Here is a 17516-nt window from a genome sequence, read left to right on the forward strand (position 1 = left end):
CAGAAAGCTGTTTTCAACAAAACAAACTAGTAATTTAATTGCTAGCGAAGTCAATTTGACGCAAGGAATCTTATTCACGGTGTTGAATAAGTATTCAAATTCAATTTATATTTTAAAGAGAGTTTGATCCTGGCTCAGGACGAACGCTGGCGGCGTGCCTAATACATGCAAGTCGAACGAACGGAGGAAGAGCTTGCTCTTCCAAAGTTAGTGGCGGACGGGTGAGTAACACGTGGGCAACCTGCCTGTAAGTTGGGGATAACTCCGGGAAACCGGGGCTAATACCGAATGATAAAGTGTGGCGCATGCCACGCTTTTGAAAGATGGTTTCGGCTATCGCTTACAGATGGGCCCGCGGTGCATTAGCTAGTTGGTAGGGTAATGGCCTACCAAGGCAACGATGCATAGCCGACCTGAGAGGGTGATCGGCCACACTGGGACTGAGACACGGCCCAGACTCCTACGGGAGGCAGCAGTAGGGAATCTTCCGCAATGGACGAAAGTCTGACGGAGCAACGCCGCGTGTATGAAGAAGGTTTTCGGATCGTAAAGTACTGTTGTTAGAGAAGAACAAGGATAAGAGTAACTGCTTGTCCCTTGACGGTATCTAACCAGAAAGCCACGGCTAACTACGTGCCAGCAGCCGCGGTAATACGTAGGTGGCAAGCGTTGTCCGGATTTATTGGGCGTAAAGCGCGCGCAGGCGGTCTTTTAAGTCTGATGTGAAAGCCCCCGGCTTAACCGGGGAGGGTCATTGGAAACTGGAAGACTGGAGTGCAGAAGAGGAGAGTGGAATTCCACGTGTAGCGGTGAAATGCGTAGATATGTGGAGGAACACCAGTGGCGAAGGCGACTCTCTGGTCTGTAACTGACGCTGAGGCGCGAAAGCGTGGGGAGCAAACAGGATTAGATACCCTGGTAGTCCACGCCGTAAACGATGAGTGCTAAGTGTTAGGGGGTTTCCGCCCCTTAGTGCTGCAGCTAACGCATTAAGCACTCCGCCTGGGGAGTACGACCGCAAGGTTGAAACTCAAAGGAATTGACGGGGGCCCGCACAAGCGGTGGAGCATGTGGTTTAATTCGAAGCAACGCGAAGAACCTTACCAGGTCTTGACATCCTTTGACCACTCTGGAGACAGAGCTTTCCCTTCGGGGACAAAGTGACAGGTGGTGCATGGTTGTCGTCAGCTCGTGTCGTGAGATGTTGGGTTAAGTCCCGCAACGAGCGCAACCCTTGATTTTAGTTGCCAGCATTTAGTTGGGCACTCTAAAGTGACTGCCGGTGCAAGCCGGAGGAAGGTGGGGATGACGTCAAATCATCATGCCCCTTATGACCTGGGCTACACACGTGCTACAATGGATAGTACAAAGGGTCGCGAAGCCGCGAGGTGGAGCTAATCCCATAAAACTATTCTCAGTTCGGATTGTAGGCTGCAACTCGCCTACATGAAGCCGGAATCGCTAGTAATCGTGGATCAGCATGCCACGGTGAATACGTTCCCGGGCCTTGTACACACCGCCCGTCACACCACGAGAGTTTGTAACACCCGAAGTCGGTAGGGTAACCTTTATGGAGCCAGCCGCCGAAGGTGGGACAGATAATTGGGGTGAAGTCGTAACAAGGTAGCCGTATCGGAAGGTGCGGCTGGATCACCTCCTTTCTAAGGAAAAGGAAACCTGTGAGTTTTCGTTCTTCTCTATTTGTTCAGTTTTGAGAGGTTAGTACTTCTCAGTATGTTTGTTCTTTGAAAACTAGATAAGAAAGTTAGTAAAGTTAGCATAGATAATTTATTATTTATGACACAAGTAACCGAGAATCATCTGAAAGTGAATCTTTCATCTGATTGGAAGTATCATCGCTGATACGGAAAATCAGAAAAACAACCTTTACTTCGTAGAAGTAAATTGGTTAAGTTAGAAAGGGCGCACGGTGGATGCCTTGGCACTAGGAGCCGAAGAAGGACGGGACTAACACCGATATGCTTTGGGGAGCTGTACGTAAGCGTTGATCCAGAGATTTCCGAATGGGGGAACCCACTATCTTTAGTCGGATAGTATCCTTACGTGAATACATAGCGTGAGGAAGGCAGACCCAGGGAACTGAAACATCTAAGTACCTGGAGGAAGAGAAAGAAAAATCGATTTCCTGAGTAGCGGCGAGCGAAACGGAAAGAGCCCAAACCAAGAAGCTTGCTTCTTGGGGTTGTAGGACACTCTATACGGAGTTACAAAAGAAAGTTATAAATGAAGCGGTCTGGAAAGGCCCGCCAAAGACGGTAACAGCCCGGTAGTTGAAATGGCTTTCCCTCCAGAGTGGATCCTGAGTACGGCGGAACACGTGAAATTCCGTCGGAATCCGGGAGGACCATCTCCCAAGGCTAAATACTCCCTAGTGACCGATAGTGAACCAGTACCGTGAGGGAAAGGTGAAAAGCACCCCGGAAGGGGAGTGAAACAGTTCCTGAAACCGTGTGCCTACAAGTAGTTAGAGCCCGTTAATGGGTGATAGCGTGCCTTTTGTAGAATGAACCGGCGAGTTACGATTTGTTGCAAGGTTAAGCGGAAAAAGCGGAGCCGTAGCGAAAGCGAGTCTGAATAGGGCGCATAAGTAACAGGTCGTAGACCCGAAACCAGGTGATCTACCCATGTCCAGGATGAAGGTAAGGTAATACTTACTGGAGGTCCGAACCCACGCACGTTGAAAAGTGCGGGGATGAGGTGTGGGTAGCGGAGAAATTCCAATCGAACTTGGAGATAGCTGGTTCTCTCCGAAATAGCTTTAGGGCTAGCCTCGAGGTAAAGAGTCATGGAGGTAGAGCACTGTTTGGACTAGGGGCCCTTCTCGGGTTACCGAATTCAGATAAACTCCGAATGCCATGTACTTATACTCGGGAGTCAGACTGCGAGTGATAAGATCCGTAGTCGAAAGGGAAACAGCCCAGACCACCAGTTAAGGTCCCCAAATATATGTTAAGTGGAAAAGGATGTGGGGTTGCTTAGACAACCAGGATGTTGGCTTAGAAGCAGCCACCATTGAAAGAGTGCGTAATAGCTCACTGGTCGAGTGACCCCGCGCCGAAAATGTACCGGGGCTAAACATATTACCGAAACTGTGGATGAACCTCTTTAGAGGTTCGTGGTAGGAGAGCGTTCTAAGGGCGGTGAAGTCAGACCGGAAGGACTGGTGGAGCGCTTAGAAGTGAGAATGCCGGTATGAGTAGCGAAAGAAGGGTGAGAATCCCTTCCACCGAATATCTAAGGTTTCCTGAGGAAGGCTCGTCCGCTCAGGGTTAGTCGGGACCTAAGCCGAGGCCGATAGGCGTAGGCGATGGACAACAGGTAGAGATTCCTGTACCAGTGCTAATTGTTTAACCGATGGGGTGACACAGAAGGATAGGGAATCGCACGAATGGAAATGTGCGTCCAAGCAGTGAGTGTGAGAAGTAGGCAAATCCGCTTCTCACGAAGCATGAGCTGTGATGGGGAAGGAAATTAAGTACGGAAGTTCCTGATTTCACGCTGTCAAGAAAAGCCTCTAGGAAGAGTAGTACTGCCCGTACCGCAAACCGACACAGGTAGATGAGGAGAGAATCCTAAGGTGAGCGAGAGAACTCTCGTTAAGGAACTCGGCAAAATGACCCCGTAACTTCGGGAGAAGGGGTGCTCTATTAGGGTGCAAGCCCGAGAGAGCCGCAGTGAATAGGCCCAGGCGACTGTTTAGCAAAAACACAGGTCTCTGCAAAACCGTAAGGTGACGTATAGGGGCTGACGCCTGCCCGGTGCTGGAAGGTTAAGAGGAGTGCTTAGCTTCGGCGAAGGTACGAATTGAAGCCCCAGTAAACGGCGGCCGTAACTATAACGGTCCTAAGGTAGCGAAATTCCTTGTCGGGTAAGTTCCGACCCGCACGAAAGGCGCAACGATCTGGGCACTGTCTCAACGAGAGACTCGGTGAAATTATAGTACCTGTGAAGATGCAGGTTACCCGCGACAGGACGGAAAGACCCCGTGGAGCTTTACTGCAACCTGATATGGAATGTTTGTACCGCTTGTACAGGATAGGTAGGAGCCGAAGAGACGTGTGCGCTAGCATACGAGGAGGCAATGGTGGGATACTACCCTGGCTGTATGACCATTCTAACCCGCCACGCTTAGCGCGTGGGGAGACAGTGTCAGGTGGGCAGTTTGACTGGGGCGGTCGCCTCCTAAAGAGTAACGGAGGCGCCCAAAGGTTCCCTCAGAATGGATGGAAATCATTCGCAGAGTGTAAAGGCACAAGGGAGCTTGACTGCGAGACTGACAAGTCGAGCAGGGACGAAAGTCGGGCTTAGTGATCCGGTGGTTCCGCATGGAAGGGCCATCGCTCAACGGATAAAAGCTACCCCGGGGATAACAGGCTTATCTCCCCCAAGAGTCCACATCGACGGGGAGGTTTGGCACCTCGATGTCGGCTCGTCGCATCCTGGGGCTGTAGTCGGTCCCAAGGGTTGGGCTGTTCGCCCATTAAAGCGGCACGCGAGCTGGGTTCAGAACGTCGTGAGACAGTTCGGTCCCTATCCGTCGCGGGCGCAGGAAATTTGAGAGGAGCTGTCCTTAGTACGAGAGGACCGGGATGGACACACCGCTGGTGTACCAGTTGTTCCGCCAGGAGCATCGCTGGGTAGCTATGTGTGGCAGGGATAAACGCTGAAAGCATCTAAGCGTGAAGCCCCCCTCAAGATGAGATTTCCCATTTCTTCGGAAAGTAAGATCCCTGAAAGATGATCAGGTAGATAGGTTTGGAGTGGAAGTGTAGCGATACATGGAGCGGACAAATACTAATCGATCGAGGACTTAACCAAAAAATGAAACGAAGTTACCTAACTGAACCCTTTCTTCTCTAGTTTTGAGAGAGCAATCTTTCAACAACTTTATATTGTCTGGTAGTTATGGCGAGAAGGTCACACCCGTTCCCATCCCGAACACGGTAGTTAAGCTTCTCTGCGCCAATGGTAGTTGGGGGCTTCCCCCTGCGAGAGTAGGTCGCTGCCGGGCAATTTGAAAAGTCCTAATTATTTAGGGCTTTTTTTGTTTGTAAAAGATAAATAAATTGCTAATAGGTAGGGATATCTAGTATAATTAAAGTCAAAAATAGTCAAAGTCAATGATTTGCAAAAAACAGAAAGGAGATTCCTTATAATGAAAAACATTTCTGATGTTATAGAAGCTTATTTGAAACAAGTATTGGAATCAAGTGAAGCAGTCGAAATTAAAAGAAGTGAAATTGCAGATAAGTTTGAATGTGTACCTTCACAAATTAATTATGTAATAAACACTAGATTTACAATGGAACGAGGGTATATCGTTGAAAGTAAACGTGGTGGTGGTGGCTATATTAGGATTATTAAAGTGAAAATGAATGATAAACTTCAATTGTTAGAAGCAATCATTTCAATGGTTCATGATAAAAAGGTCTCTCAATCATTTTCTGAAGATGTTATTTTGAGATTGCTTGAAGAAGAAGTAATAACGAAGAAAGAAGCAAGATTAATGGTGGCGGCATTGGACAGGGAAGTTTTAATTTTACCTTTACCCGATAGAGATATTTTGAGAAGTAGGATTTTAGAGGCGATGTTAGTTGCTTTGAAATATGATTAAGGTGTGATGACGATGATTTGTCAAAGATGTGGAGAAAATAAAGCAGTTATTGCCTTGCAACAATTAAATGAGCTTGGGAAAGTGGAGTCATTGTACCTATGTGAGAATTGTGCTACGGACGAAGCTCTCTCTTCGGAAAAAGATTTGGTTAAAGCGATGGATACTTTTAGTGAGGTTGCTCTTGACTTCTTAACGCTTTTGCAAAAAGAAGAAAATGCGCAGAAAGAGGTTGTTTGTGAGAATTGCCATCTTAGTTTTGAAGAGTTTTTAAAGACTAATCGAGTTGGGTGCCCGGAGTGTTATTCGGCTTTTGAGGCACAGTTAGTACCGATTATTGGTCGAGTGCAAAATGGATATAAAAAACATGTTGGTAAGGTTCCTGCAGAAGTTGAACGTGCGGAAGGTGTTCAAAATGAAATTAGTCGCTTACAAGAAAAGCTAGCACAGCTAGTTGAAAATGAGGAGTTTGAGGAAGCTGCTGTTGTCCGTGATGAAATCAAGGCTTTGAAAGCTGGAGGTGAGGATAAATGAATGTATTTGAACCGCGGCTGAGTTCTTGGTTAGAAAATGCTGGTGATGACGATGATGTTGTTTTAAGCTCACGTATTAGGCTTGCTAGGAATTTGAAGGATGAACAGTTTCCAGTTTATGAGCAGAAGGAAGAGATTGTTGATAATATTGCCGAAGTTTTTGATGATAATTTTACTTTGATTAAAATGAATCAAATTTCTTTGTTACAAAAGGCGCTTTTGGTGGAAAAACATTTAATTAGTCCTTATATGATGAATAAAAGTGAATATGGTGCGGTTCTTTTAAATGAGGAAGAAAATGTGAGTATTATGTTGAATGAGGAAGATCATTTGCGGATACAGTGCATGACGCCGGGTTTGAGATTATTTGATGCGTTAGAGGCAGCGTTGCAAATTGATGGTTATGTGGAAGAGAAGCTTAGTTATGCTTTTGATAAAGAGTTTGGATATTTGACGAGTTGTGTGACTAATATCGGGACTGGTATGCGCGCTTCAGTAATGGTGCATTTACCGGGACTCGTGACAACAAAAAGGATTAAAAGTGTGATTGAAGCGATTAGGAGCCTAGGTTTTGTGGTAAGAGGTATATACGGAGAAGGTAGCATGCCTGCAAGTAATATTTTCCAGGTCTCAAATCAAGTAACTCTCGGTAAAACGGAAACAGAAATTGTGGAAGATTTAACGCAAGTCATTGAACAAATTATCATGCAAGAGCGTGTTGCTAGAACTACATTAAAGCAAAAATTTCATATTGCACTTGAGGATAGAGTTTTTAGATCATATGGTTTATTGATGAATTGTCGAATTATTTCTATGAAAGAAGCTTCAGATGCTATATCGGATATACGGCTTGGTGTAGAATTAGGATTTTTCGAGCATATTTCTCGCCAAAAAATGAATGAATTGGTACTATTCTCGCAACCAGCTTTTTTGAGAAGAGAAGCAGGACGAGATATGGATGAATTAGAAGAGAAAGTAATACGGGCCAAAGTGATTCGCGAGATTTTGGGCGATAAATGATGAGGCTTACGATAAGGAGGAAACAACAATGATGTTTGGACGATTTACGCAAAGAGCTCAGAAAGTACTCGCGTTGTCACAAGAAGAGGCGATGCGTTTGAATCATAGTAATTTAGGAACAGAACATATTTTATTAGGGCTTGTAAGAGAAGGCGAAGGAATTGCGGCGAAAGCTCTCTATGAACTGGGAATTAGTTCTGAAAAAGTGCAGCAAGAGGTAGAAGGATTAATTGGTCATGGGGAAAAAGCTGTGACGACGATCCAATATACACCTCGTGCGAAAAAAGTAATTGAACTGTCCATGGATGAGGCTCGTAAATTAGGGCATACTTATGTTGGAACAGAACATATCTTACTGGGGCTTATTCGTGAAGGCGAAGGAGTTGCGGCTCGAGTTTTAAGTAATCTTGGTATTAGTTTGAATAAAGCTCGTCAGCAAGTTTTACAGCTCTTAGGCGGCGGGGATGCTACTGGGGCAGGAAGACAAACAAATACACAGGCTACACCGACTTTAGATAGTTTGGCACGTGATTTAACAGTTATTGCTCGGGAAGATAATTTGGATCCGGTTATTGGCCGTTCTAAAGAAATCCAACGTGTGATTGAAGTGCTTAGTCGTCGGACGAAGAATAACCCAGTACTTATTGGAGAACCTGGTGTTGGTAAAACAGCGATTGCAGAAGGACTAGCGCAACAAATTGTTCGTAATGAAGTGCCTGAGACTTTACGTGGAAAACGTGTAATGACACTGGATATGGGGACTGTTGTGGCAGGGACAAAATATCGTGGTGAATTTGAAGACCGTTTGAAAAAAGTAATGGATGAGATTCGTCAAGCCGGCAATGTTATTCTATTTATTGATGAATTGCATACCTTAATTGGTGCTGGTGGAGCGGAAGGTGCGATTGATGCCTCGAATATCTTGAAGCCGCCTCTAGCTCGTGGTGAGTTGCAATGTATTGGTGCAACAACACTGGATGAGTACCGTAAATATATTGAAAAAGATGCTGCACTTGAGAGACGTTTCCAACCGATTAAAGTAGATGAGCCAACTGTAGAAGAATCCATTCAAATTTTACATGGGTTGCGTGATCGTTATGAGGCGCATCACCGTGTTGCGATTACTGATGAAGCGCTTGAGGCTGCTGTTCGTCTATCTGATCGGTACATTTCAGACCGTTTCTTACCGGATAAAGCGATTGATGTTATTGATGAATCTGGTTCTAAAGTACGTTTGAAATCTTTTACAACGCCAAAAAATGTAAAAGAAATGGAAAACAATTTATCCGATTTGAAAAAAGAAAAAGATGCGGCTGTTCAAGGGCAAGAATTTGAAAAAGCAGCGTCATTACGCGATAAAGAACAAAAACTTAAAAAATCATTAGAAGAAACAAAAGCGAATTGGCAAGAAAAGCAAGGGCTTGACCATAGTGAAGTAACAGAAGAGATTGTTGCTGAAGTTGTTGCAAGTTGGACTGGGATTCCAGTTGCAAAACTTGCGGAAACAGAGACAAATAAACTTTTAAATATGGAGAAACTTTTACATGAACGCGTGATTGGGCAAGATGCTGCGGTGAAAGCTGTTTCGCTAGCTGTACGTAGAGCTCGTGCTGGACTTAAAGATCCTAAGCGTCCAATTGGTTCCTTTATTTTCCTTGGACCTACTGGTGTTGGGAAAACAGAACTTGCTCGCGCGCTTGCTGAGTCTATGTTTGGCGATGAGGATTCGATGATTCGAATTGACATGTCTGAGTACATGGAGAAATTCTCGACTGCTCGTTTAGTTGGGGCTCCTCCAGGTTATGTAGGCTATGAAGAAGGTGGGCAACTGACAGAAAAAGTTCGTCAAAAACCTTATTCAGTAGTTCTTTTAGATGAAATTGAAAAAGCGCATCCGGATGTATTTAATATGTTGCTACAAGTGCTTGACGATGGTCGTTTGACTGATTCTAAAGGACGGGTGGTTGATTTTAGAAATACGGTCATCATTATGACTTCCAATATTGGGGCTCAAGAAATGAAACAAGATAAATCAATGGGCTTTAATGTTATTGATCCGCTTAAAGACCATAAAGCTATGGAGCACCGTGTTTTACAAGATTTAAAACAGGCGTTCCGGCCAGAGTTTATCAACCGAATTGATGAAACAATTGTATTCCATTCGCTACAAGAAAAAGAATTGAAACAAATTGTTACTTTGCTGACTGCTCAATTAACAAAACGATTAGCCGAACGCGATATTCATGTGAAATTAACTGAAGGTGCGAAATCCAAAATTGCTAAAGACGGATACGATCCAGAATACGGAGCCCGTCCTTTGAAACGAGCTATTCAAAAAGAAGTGGAAGATATGCTTTCTGAAGAATTACTTCGTGGTAACATTAAAGTAGGCGATTACGTGGAAATTGGTGTAAAAGATGGCAAGTTAGAGGTTAGAAAAAAAGACGCACCAAAAAAGAAAACAACTGCAAAAAAGGTAAAAACTAAATAACAAACACGCCTCCCTTAATCAATTTTGAAGGGAGGTTTTTTATGGAAAAATCAGGATTCGTGTCAAAAAAACGAATTTGATGAAAAGGATTAACGCGAACAGATGATCTGTGGTAAAATGGAGCATATGTATGGAGGGATGTAGAAATGGCTAAAGCAAAAAGGACAACCAAATTTGTGTGTCAGGCATGTGGATATGAATCGGCAAAATGGATGGGAAAATGTCCGAATTGCAACGAGTGGAATCAGATGGTAGAAGCTTTGGAGCCGTCAAAAAAATCACGCTCAGCTTTTAATCATACGGGAGAACCTTCGAAAGCGACTCCAATTACTCAAATAGCAAGTGAAACAGAAAAACGTGTCGAAACCAATATGCCGGAGTTAAATAGAGTTCTTGGCGGAGGTGTGGTTCCAGGATCTATGGTACTTGTCGGTGGGGATCCTGGTATCGGGAAGTCGACTTTATTACTGCAAGTTTCAGCTCAACTGACGCTCACAAATAAAAAAGTATTGTATATATCAGGAGAAGAATCTATCAAACAAACGAAGCTGCGGGCGGAACGCTTGCAAGTTTCGGGAGATAATTTATATGTGTATGCAGAAACAAATTTAGAAGCAGTTCAAGAAACGATTGATTTTGTGAAGCCTGATTTTGTAGTCATTGACTCCATTCAGACTGTTTATCATCCCGATGTTACAAGTGCAGCGGGGAGTGTTTCGCAAGTTAGGGAATGTACAGCGACATTGATGCGAATTGCTAAAATGCAAAACATTGCAATCTTTATTGTTGGACATGTAACAAAGGAAGGTGCTATTGCGGGGCCGCGCCTACTTGAACATATGGTTGATACTGTGCTTTATTTTGAAGGGGAGCGTCATCATGCTTACCGGATTTTGCGTGCAGTGAAAAACCGTTTTGGTTCCACTAATGAAATGGGTATATTTGAAATGCGAGATGTTGGACTTGTAGAAGTTGCTAATCCTTCCGAAGTGTTCTTGGAAGAACGTCTTGAAGGCGCTTCAGGTTCAACGGTTGTAGCTTCTATGGAAGGAACTCGCCCCGTCCTTGTGGAAATACAAGCGCTTGTTTCGCCTACGATGTTTGGTAATGCTAAGCGAATGGCGACAGGAATAGACTATAATAAAGTTTCGCTAATTATGGCTGTTTTAGAAAAGCGAGTAGGTTTAATGTTGCAAAACCAAGATGCTTATTTGAAAGCAGCTGGTGGGGTTAAATTGGATGAACCTGCAGTGGATTTGGCGGTTGCAGTCAGTGTTGCATCTAGCTATCGTGATAAACCAACAAGAAGTACGGATTGCTTTATTGGAGAACTTGGACTTACAGGTGAGATTCGTCGTGTTGCAAGAATTGAACAACGCGTACAAGAAGCCGCAAAACTTGGCTTTAAGCGAATTTTTATTCCTAAAAATAACGAAGGTAATTGGAAAATACCGAAAGACGTGCAAGTGGTTGGGGTGGAAACGATTGGAGAAGCTTTGAAGAAAGCTTTACCAGATTAAAACTAAATACTTCGTTGATTCCGTGAGTACTATTTGCGGTATAGTCTTTTAATAGTGTAAAATAGTGCTATATGTATATTTGGTAATAGCCCAATTATATATATAAATTAAAAATGGAAAGGAGGAAACTAAATGCTTACATGGGTAATTCGAGTGTGTTTTTTAATTCTAGGTGGGACAACGGGAGTCTTTTCACTACCTGCTCTATGGGTGAAACTTGGAATAGGTCACATTCTGCTAATTAATAATCCTTATACTGATGCTCTGATTGGTGCACTTATATTTTATCTTATTACTTTCTGGGCGGTGAAATATGTAGAAGCCGCACTTAATTGGTTAGAGGAAAAGTTAGCTAAAATTGCTATTGCAACCCTTGTTTATGGGGGACTTGGTTTATTTGTAGGTTTGGTCATTGCGTTTTTCGCGAGCAATGCATTAAGTCAAACAAATATTCCGCTTTTAAATTCAGTAGTACCAGTTATTTTAACATTAGTTCTAGGTTATTTAGGGTTCCGTATCGGAATTAGTCGTCGCAACGAATTTGGAAATTTTGTCAATAACAGAAATGCAAAGAAAAGAACACCAGAAGAAGAGAAAACAGAAGAGAAATCTAAGAAAACATATAAAATTTTGGATACGAGTGTAATTATTGATGGTCGTATTGCAGACATTTTGACTACTGGATTTTTAGATGGAACGGTGGTTATTCCACTATTTGTGTTAGCCGAACTTCAGCATATTGCGGATTCATCCGATACGCTTAAACGTACAAGAGGGCGCCGGGGATTAGATATTTTAAATCGAATCCAAAAAGAAGAGGCTATTCAAGTGGAAATGTATGAAGGTGATTTTGAAGATACGCCAGAAGTGGATAGTAAACTTGTGAAACTTGCTAAAGTAATGGGCGGTATTGTTGTTACAAATGATTATAATTTGAACAAAGTATGTGAATTCCAAAATGTACCGGTTTTAAATATTAATGATTTGGCGAATGCTGTAAAACCAGTTGTTTTGCCAGGTGAGAAAATGACTGTTCTTATGGTGAAAGATGGTAAAGAACACAATCAAGGCGTTGCATATTTAGATGATGGAACAATGATTGTTGTAGAAGATGGTCGTAAATTTATTAATGAAACAATTCAAGTGGAAGTAACGAGTGTACTTCAAACATCAGCAGGAAGAATGATTTTTGCTAAACCATCCTGATTAGAAGGAGGAAATAAGCATGAATTATGAGTTGGTTTTTTTAGCGGCAGGTCAAGGGAAACGTATGAATGCCCAGAAAAATAAAATGTGGCTAGAGTTAGTTGGTGAACCAATTTTCATTCATGCCTTGCGTCCTTTTTTAGCAGATAATCGTTGTTCCAAAGTGATTGTTGTGTGTCAAGAAGAGGAAAGAAAGCATGTGAAAGAATTAATGAGTCAGCTTAACGTTGCTGAAAGCCGAATTGAGATTGTGAAAGGTGGAAGTGAACGCCAATATAGTGTGGCAGCAGGTCTTGAACGTTGTGGGACAGAGCGGGTTGTCTTAGTACATGATGGCGCAAGACCGTTTATCACGTTAGATATTATTGATCGATTATTAATTGGTGTAGAGCAAAGTAAAGCCGCGATTTGTGCAGTAAAAGTAAAAGATACGGTGAAACGAGTGGTGAAAGGTGTCGTTCAAGAAACTGTTGACCGTGAAAATCTTTGGCAAGTTCAAACGCCGCAAGCTTTTGAACTGCCTATTTTACGAAAAGCGCATCAGCTTGCTCGAAAAGAACAGTTTTTAGGAACGGATGAAGCTAGTCTGGTTGAGCGACTTCCTTGTCCTGTTGCTATTGTCCAAGGAAGCTATTATAATATTAAGCTGACAACTCCTGAAGATATGCCGCTCGCTAAGGCGATTTTAGGGGAACTTGGAGGGATAGCAAATGATTAGAATTGGCCAAGGTTATGATGTACATAAACTTGCTTATGACCGAGAACTGATTGTTGGCGGGATTAAAATTCCTTATGAGAAAGGGTTACTAGGTCACAGTGATGCGGATGTACTTCTTCATGCTATTACTGATGCTATCATAGGCGCAATTGGCGCTGGTGATATTGGTCATTTTTTTCCGGACACAGATATGGCTTTTAAAGATGCGGATTCAGCTGAGCTACTTGAGGAAATTTGGCAGAAGGTAGAGGCGGATGGTTTTCGTCTTGGAAATCTAGATGCTACTATTATTGCTGAAAAGCCAAAAATGGCGCCATATGTGGAGCAAATGAAGCTTCGAATTGCGGAGTTGCTACATGCGGATTCAGCCCAAGTTAATGTAAAGGCGACTACGACAGAGAAATTAGGGTTTACTGGTCGGGAAGAAGGCATCGCAAGTCTAGCCGTTGTCTTACTTGAAAAATAATTGAAGGAGTGAATAATTGTGAGTGAAACAAAACGAGTACGTGTACGTTATGCACCAAGTCCAACTGGATTTTTGCATATTGGGAATGCGCGTACTGCCCTATTTAACTATTTATTTGCAAGACATAATGATGGAGATTTTATCATTCGAATTGAAGACACGGATGCGAAACGTAACATAGCTGACGGTGAAGAAAGTCAGATGACAAATTTGAAATGGCTAGGTATGGACTGGGATGAAGGTGTGGATGTTCCTGGAAAATACGGACCTTACCGTCAATCGGAACGTCAATCCATTTATGAACCGTTAATTCAACAACTTCTGGATGAAGGTTTGGCTTATAAATGTTATTGTACGGAAGAAGAGCTGGATGCTGAACGTGAAAAACAAAAAGCAAACGGTGAAATGCCTCGTTATAGCGGGAAATGTCGTCATTTAACAAAAGAACAACAAGCGGAGAAAGAAGCGCAAGGTTTTAAACCAAGTATTCGTTTCAAAGTGCCAGCAAATGAAACAATCACTTTTAACGATATGGTGAAAGACGATGTTTCTTTTGAATCAAATGGAATAGGCGATTTTGTTATTGCGAAAAAAGATGGAATTCCGACTTATAACTTTGCTGTAGCAGTGGATGACCATTTAATGGAAATCTCTCATGTTCTTCGTGGGGATGACCATATTTCGAATACGCCTAAGCAAATTTTGATTTATAATGCATTTGGCTGGGAGCCGCCAATTTTTGGTCATATGACACTTATTGTGAATGAGAGCAGACGTAAATTAAGTAAACGTGACGGTTCGATTATTCAATTTATCGAACAATATCGCGATTTAGGATATTTACCAGAAGCTTTGTTTAACTTTATTGCTATGCTTGGTTGGTCTCCAGAAGGGGAAGAAGAAATTTTCTCTAAAGAAGAATTCATTAAAATGTTTGATCCGAAGCGTTTATCTAAATCACCAGCATTATTTGATAATGTTAAATTGACTTGGGTGAATAACCAATATGTGAAAAAATTACCACTAAATGATGTAGTAGAACTATCGCTACCGCATTTACAAAAAGCAGGTGTTGTATCTGCTGAGTTAGATCAAGCTGAACTTGATTGGGTGCACAAATTAGTGTCACTTTATCATGAGCAAATGAGCTATGGTGCGGAAATTGTGCCACTTTCAGAAATGTTCTTTGCGGATGCAGAGTCAATTACGTTTGATGAAGAAGAGACAGCAGTGCTTGCGGAAGAGACAGTTCCAACTGTTATTTCAGCATTCAAAAAAGAATTAGAAGCACTAGAAGTTCTAGAAGCTGCGGAAGTAAAAGCGGCAATCAAGCGGGTTCAAAAAGAAACGGGCGTAAAAGGTAAAGGTTTATTTATGCCAATTCGTATTGTGACAACGGGTGAAATGCATGGTCCTGAATTGCCACTTGCAATCGAAGTTCTTGGTCGTGAAAAAGTGCTTAATCGTTTGGATACATGGTTGAAAAATAATTAATTTTGAATGAAAGCATCTCGGCTATTTGCGGGGTGCTTTTTTATTTTGATATATTTCAGTTGCAAGGAATTTTATTGCTGTTATAATAGAACTAAATATACGGAAAAAGTGATGATGGGAAGAAGTACGGAATTCTAAGTTTATAGAGAGAGTCGCCATGGCTGGAAGCGACTTAGCTGAACACTCCTGAAATGCCTCCCTGAATTCTGATGGGAAATTTAGTATCGTCAGACGAAATGTGGGTCGTTACCCCCACCCCTAGAGTTGGAGTATTTGCTAAAATTGGCAGTACTCAAGTCAGAGTGGAACCGCGCAAAGCGTCTCTGTATCGGAGGGGCTTTTTTTGTTGGCGTAGGTTCCAATGAAAAAATGTACGAACTTGAATAAGGAGGCAACAAAATGCCAACTCGCTTAAAAGAAGATATTGCAACAATTATAAAGAATGACCCTGCGACGAAAAGCTTTTTTGATGCTTTTTTAACGAATCCGGGATTGCACGCACTTTGGTGGCATCGTGTGGCGAACTTTTTTTATCGTCATAAAATGGTTTTGTTTGGAAAAGTATTATCGCAGAACGCTCGTTTCTGGACTAATATAGAGATTCATCCAGGCGCAACTATTGGTAGAAGGCTTTTTATTGATCATGGTGCAGGAATTGTTATTGGTGAAACAGCAGAAATTGGGGATGATGTAACGATATTCCACGGAGTTACGCTAGGTGGAACTGGAAAAGATTGCGGGAAACGCCATCCAACTGTCGGTGACGGGGCGCTTGTTTCGGCAGGAGCGAAAGTACTTGGGCCGGTGGAAATTGGAGCAGGAGCGCGTATTGGAGCAGGAGCTGTCGTTTTAAAAGATGTACCTCCAGGCGCAACGGTTGTTGGGATTCCTGCTAAGGTTGTTCGTTTGAATGGTCGTACGGTAGGACATGCGGTTCCTAAAATGGATGAACTGACATTACGAATTGCGGAATTAGAAAATATAGTAGAAAAACTTTTGAAGGAAAAGGAGTAGATCTGATTGTCGATACAAATTTTTAATACGTTAAAACGAGAGAAAGAGCCTTTTAAACCACTCAAAGATGGCGAAGTGAAAATGTACGTTTGCGGACCGACTGTGTATAACTACATTCATATCGGGAATGCGCGGCCAATTATTGTTTTCGATACAGTTCGACGTTATTTTACGTATCGTGGTTATGATGTGAAATTCGTGTCTAATTTTACGGATGTGGATGATAAATTAATTCGTGCGGCAAATGAGCTAAAGTTGACGGTTCCCGAAGTGGCGGATCGTTTTATTGGGGCTTACTTTGATGATGTAGATCAACTGAATGTGGCGAAAGCGACTGTGAATCCACGTGTAACGGAGAATATGGATGAAATTATTCAATTGATCAGTACGCTAATTGAAAAAGGCTATGCGTATGAGTCGGCTGGTGATGTGTATTTCCGGACGAAAAAATTCAAAGATTACGGGAAACTATCTGGCCAAGAATTATCGGAATTGCAGCACGGGGCTCGGGTTGAATATAATGAGCGTAAGCAAGATGAACTTGATTTCACCCTTTGGAAAGCGGCTAAACCGGGTGAAATTTTCTGGGAAAGTCCGTTTGGTAATGGGCGCCCGGGTTGGCATATTGAATGCTCGGCGCTTGCGAAAAAATATCTTGGTGACACGATTGATATTCATGCGGGTGGGCAAGATTTAGTATTCCCTCACCATGAGGATGAGATTGCTCAATCCGAAGCGGCAACTGGGAAAACGTTCGCGAACTACTGGATGCATAATGCCTTTTTAAATATTGATGGGGAAAAAATGTCCAAATCACTTGGGAATTTTATTACGCTGCATGATGTGCTAAAAGACAATGATCCAAATGTGATTCGTTTCTTCATGCTATCTGTACATTACCGGAAGCCAATTACACTGAATGATGCAATTTTAGAAGATGCGAAAAATGGTTTGGAACGGTTAATGATTGCATACCAAAATATTGATCATCGTATTCAAACAGATGACGGTGAATATGTGGAAGAAGCGCATGAGGACGAGTGGCTAGAACAGCTAACGGAATTAAAACAAGCTTTTGAAGATGATATGGATGATGATTTCAATACGGCAAATGCAATTACTACTTTTCACGAACTTGCAAAGCGTGCCAATATTTATTTGGCTAAAGAAACTGTTTCTATCAATGTTCTGCGCGAATTCTTAAGCATGATGCGTTTGTTTGCGGAAGTATTAGGCTTGAAATTAGAAAATACGCAAACTGATTCGCTGGATGATAGCGAAGTAGAAGCGTTAATTGAAGAACGTCTGCAAGCGCGAAACGAACGTAATTTTGCACGTGCTGATGAAATTCGAGACATTTTAAAAGAAAAAAATATTATTTTGGAAGACACTGCGCAAGGCACGCGGTTTAGACGGGGGTAA

11 protein-coding genes and 3 rRNA genes are annotated in these 17516 nt (G+C 42.5%); all 14 read left to right on the forward strand.

Annotation, left to right across the window (positions count from 1 at the left end):
* Positions 1-111 precede the first annotated feature (111 nt).
* The 14 genes from LMOATCC19117_RS01265 (at position 112) to cysS (ending at position 17516) form a co-directional block, all read left to right on the forward strand.
* A 16S ribosomal RNA gene (locus tag LMOATCC19117_RS01265) occupies positions 112-1661 on the forward strand.
* 246 nt (positions 1662-1907) lie between these two features.
* Positions 1908-4839 (forward strand): 23S ribosomal RNA (locus tag LMOATCC19117_RS01270).
* 77 nt (positions 4840-4916) lie between these two features.
* Positions 4917-5032 (forward strand): 5S ribosomal RNA (rrf, locus tag LMOATCC19117_RS01275).
* Together the 16S, 23S and 5S rRNA genes form the textbook arrangement of a ribosomal RNA operon.
* Positions 5033-5176: 144 nt before the next feature.
* Positions 5177-5635: a CtsR family transcriptional regulator gene (locus LMOATCC19117_RS01280; protein ID WP_003726421.1), complete on the forward strand. Its 459-nt coding sequence runs from the start codon at positions 5177-5179 to the stop codon at positions 5633-5635.
* A 12-nt stretch (positions 5636-5647) separates the two neighbouring features.
* Entirely contained in the window at positions 5648-6166 is a 519-nt protein-coding gene (locus LMOATCC19117_RS01285; RefSeq protein WP_003734530.1) for a UvrB/UvrC motif-containing protein, read from the forward strand.
* Positions 6163-7185, forward strand: coding sequence for a protein arginine kinase (locus tag LMOATCC19117_RS01290; RefSeq protein ID WP_003734531.1), 1023 nt, complete (start codon positions 6163-6165; stop codon positions 7183-7185). Before LMOATCC19117_RS01285 ends, LMOATCC19117_RS01290 begins: the two co-directional genes overlap by 4 nt.
* Before the next feature lie 28 nt (positions 7186-7213).
* Positions 7214-9676, forward strand: coding sequence for an ATP-dependent Clp protease ATP-binding subunit (locus LMOATCC19117_RS01295; protein ID WP_003726424.1), 2463 nt, complete (start codon positions 7214-7216; stop codon positions 9674-9676).
* A 146-nt stretch (positions 9677-9822) separates the two neighbouring features.
* Positions 9823-11196: a DNA repair protein RadA gene (gene radA / locus LMOATCC19117_RS01300; RefSeq protein WP_003723898.1), complete on the forward strand. Its 1374-nt coding sequence runs from the start codon at positions 9823-9825 to the stop codon at positions 11194-11196.
* Positions 11197-11328: 132 nt separating this feature from the next.
* A complete protein-coding gene (locus LMOATCC19117_RS01305) occupies positions 11329-12402 on the forward strand; it encodes a PIN/TRAM domain-containing protein (protein WP_003726425.1) in 1074 nt (357 codons plus the stop codon).
* 19 nt (positions 12403-12421) lie between these two features.
* A complete protein-coding gene (ispD, locus tag LMOATCC19117_RS01310) occupies positions 12422-13120 on the forward strand; it encodes a 2-C-methyl-D-erythritol 4-phosphate cytidylyltransferase (RefSeq protein ID WP_003734532.1) in 699 nt (232 codons plus the stop codon).
* On the forward strand, positions 13113-13586 hold the full coding sequence (ispF, locus tag LMOATCC19117_RS01315) for a 2-C-methyl-D-erythritol 2,4-cyclodiphosphate synthase (protein WP_003728083.1): 474 nt from the start codon (positions 13113-13115) through the stop codon (positions 13584-13586). Before ispD ends, ispF begins: the two co-directional genes overlap by 8 nt.
* An 18-nt stretch (positions 13587-13604) precedes the next feature.
* The gene (gene gltX / locus LMOATCC19117_RS01320) at positions 13605-15080 is read left to right on the forward strand and encodes a glutamate--tRNA ligase (protein ID WP_003728082.1); all 1476 of its coding nucleotides are present in this window, start codon (positions 13605-13607) and stop codon (positions 15078-15080) included.
* Between the two features lie 399 nt (positions 15081-15479).
* Entirely contained in the window at positions 15480-16094 is a 615-nt protein-coding gene (epsC, locus tag LMOATCC19117_RS01325; protein ID WP_003726845.1) for a serine O-acetyltransferase EpsC, read from the forward strand.
* Positions 16095-16100: 6 nt separating this feature from the next.
* Entirely contained in the window at positions 16101-17516 is a 1416-nt protein-coding gene (cysS, locus tag LMOATCC19117_RS01330; RefSeq protein ID WP_003724083.1) for a cysteine--tRNA ligase, read from the forward strand.

It is taken from the genome of Listeria monocytogenes ATCC 19117 (genome assembly GCF_000307025.1).
GTDB classification, from domain to species: Bacteria; Bacillota; Bacilli; order Lactobacillales; family Listeriaceae; genus Listeria; species Listeria monocytogenes_B.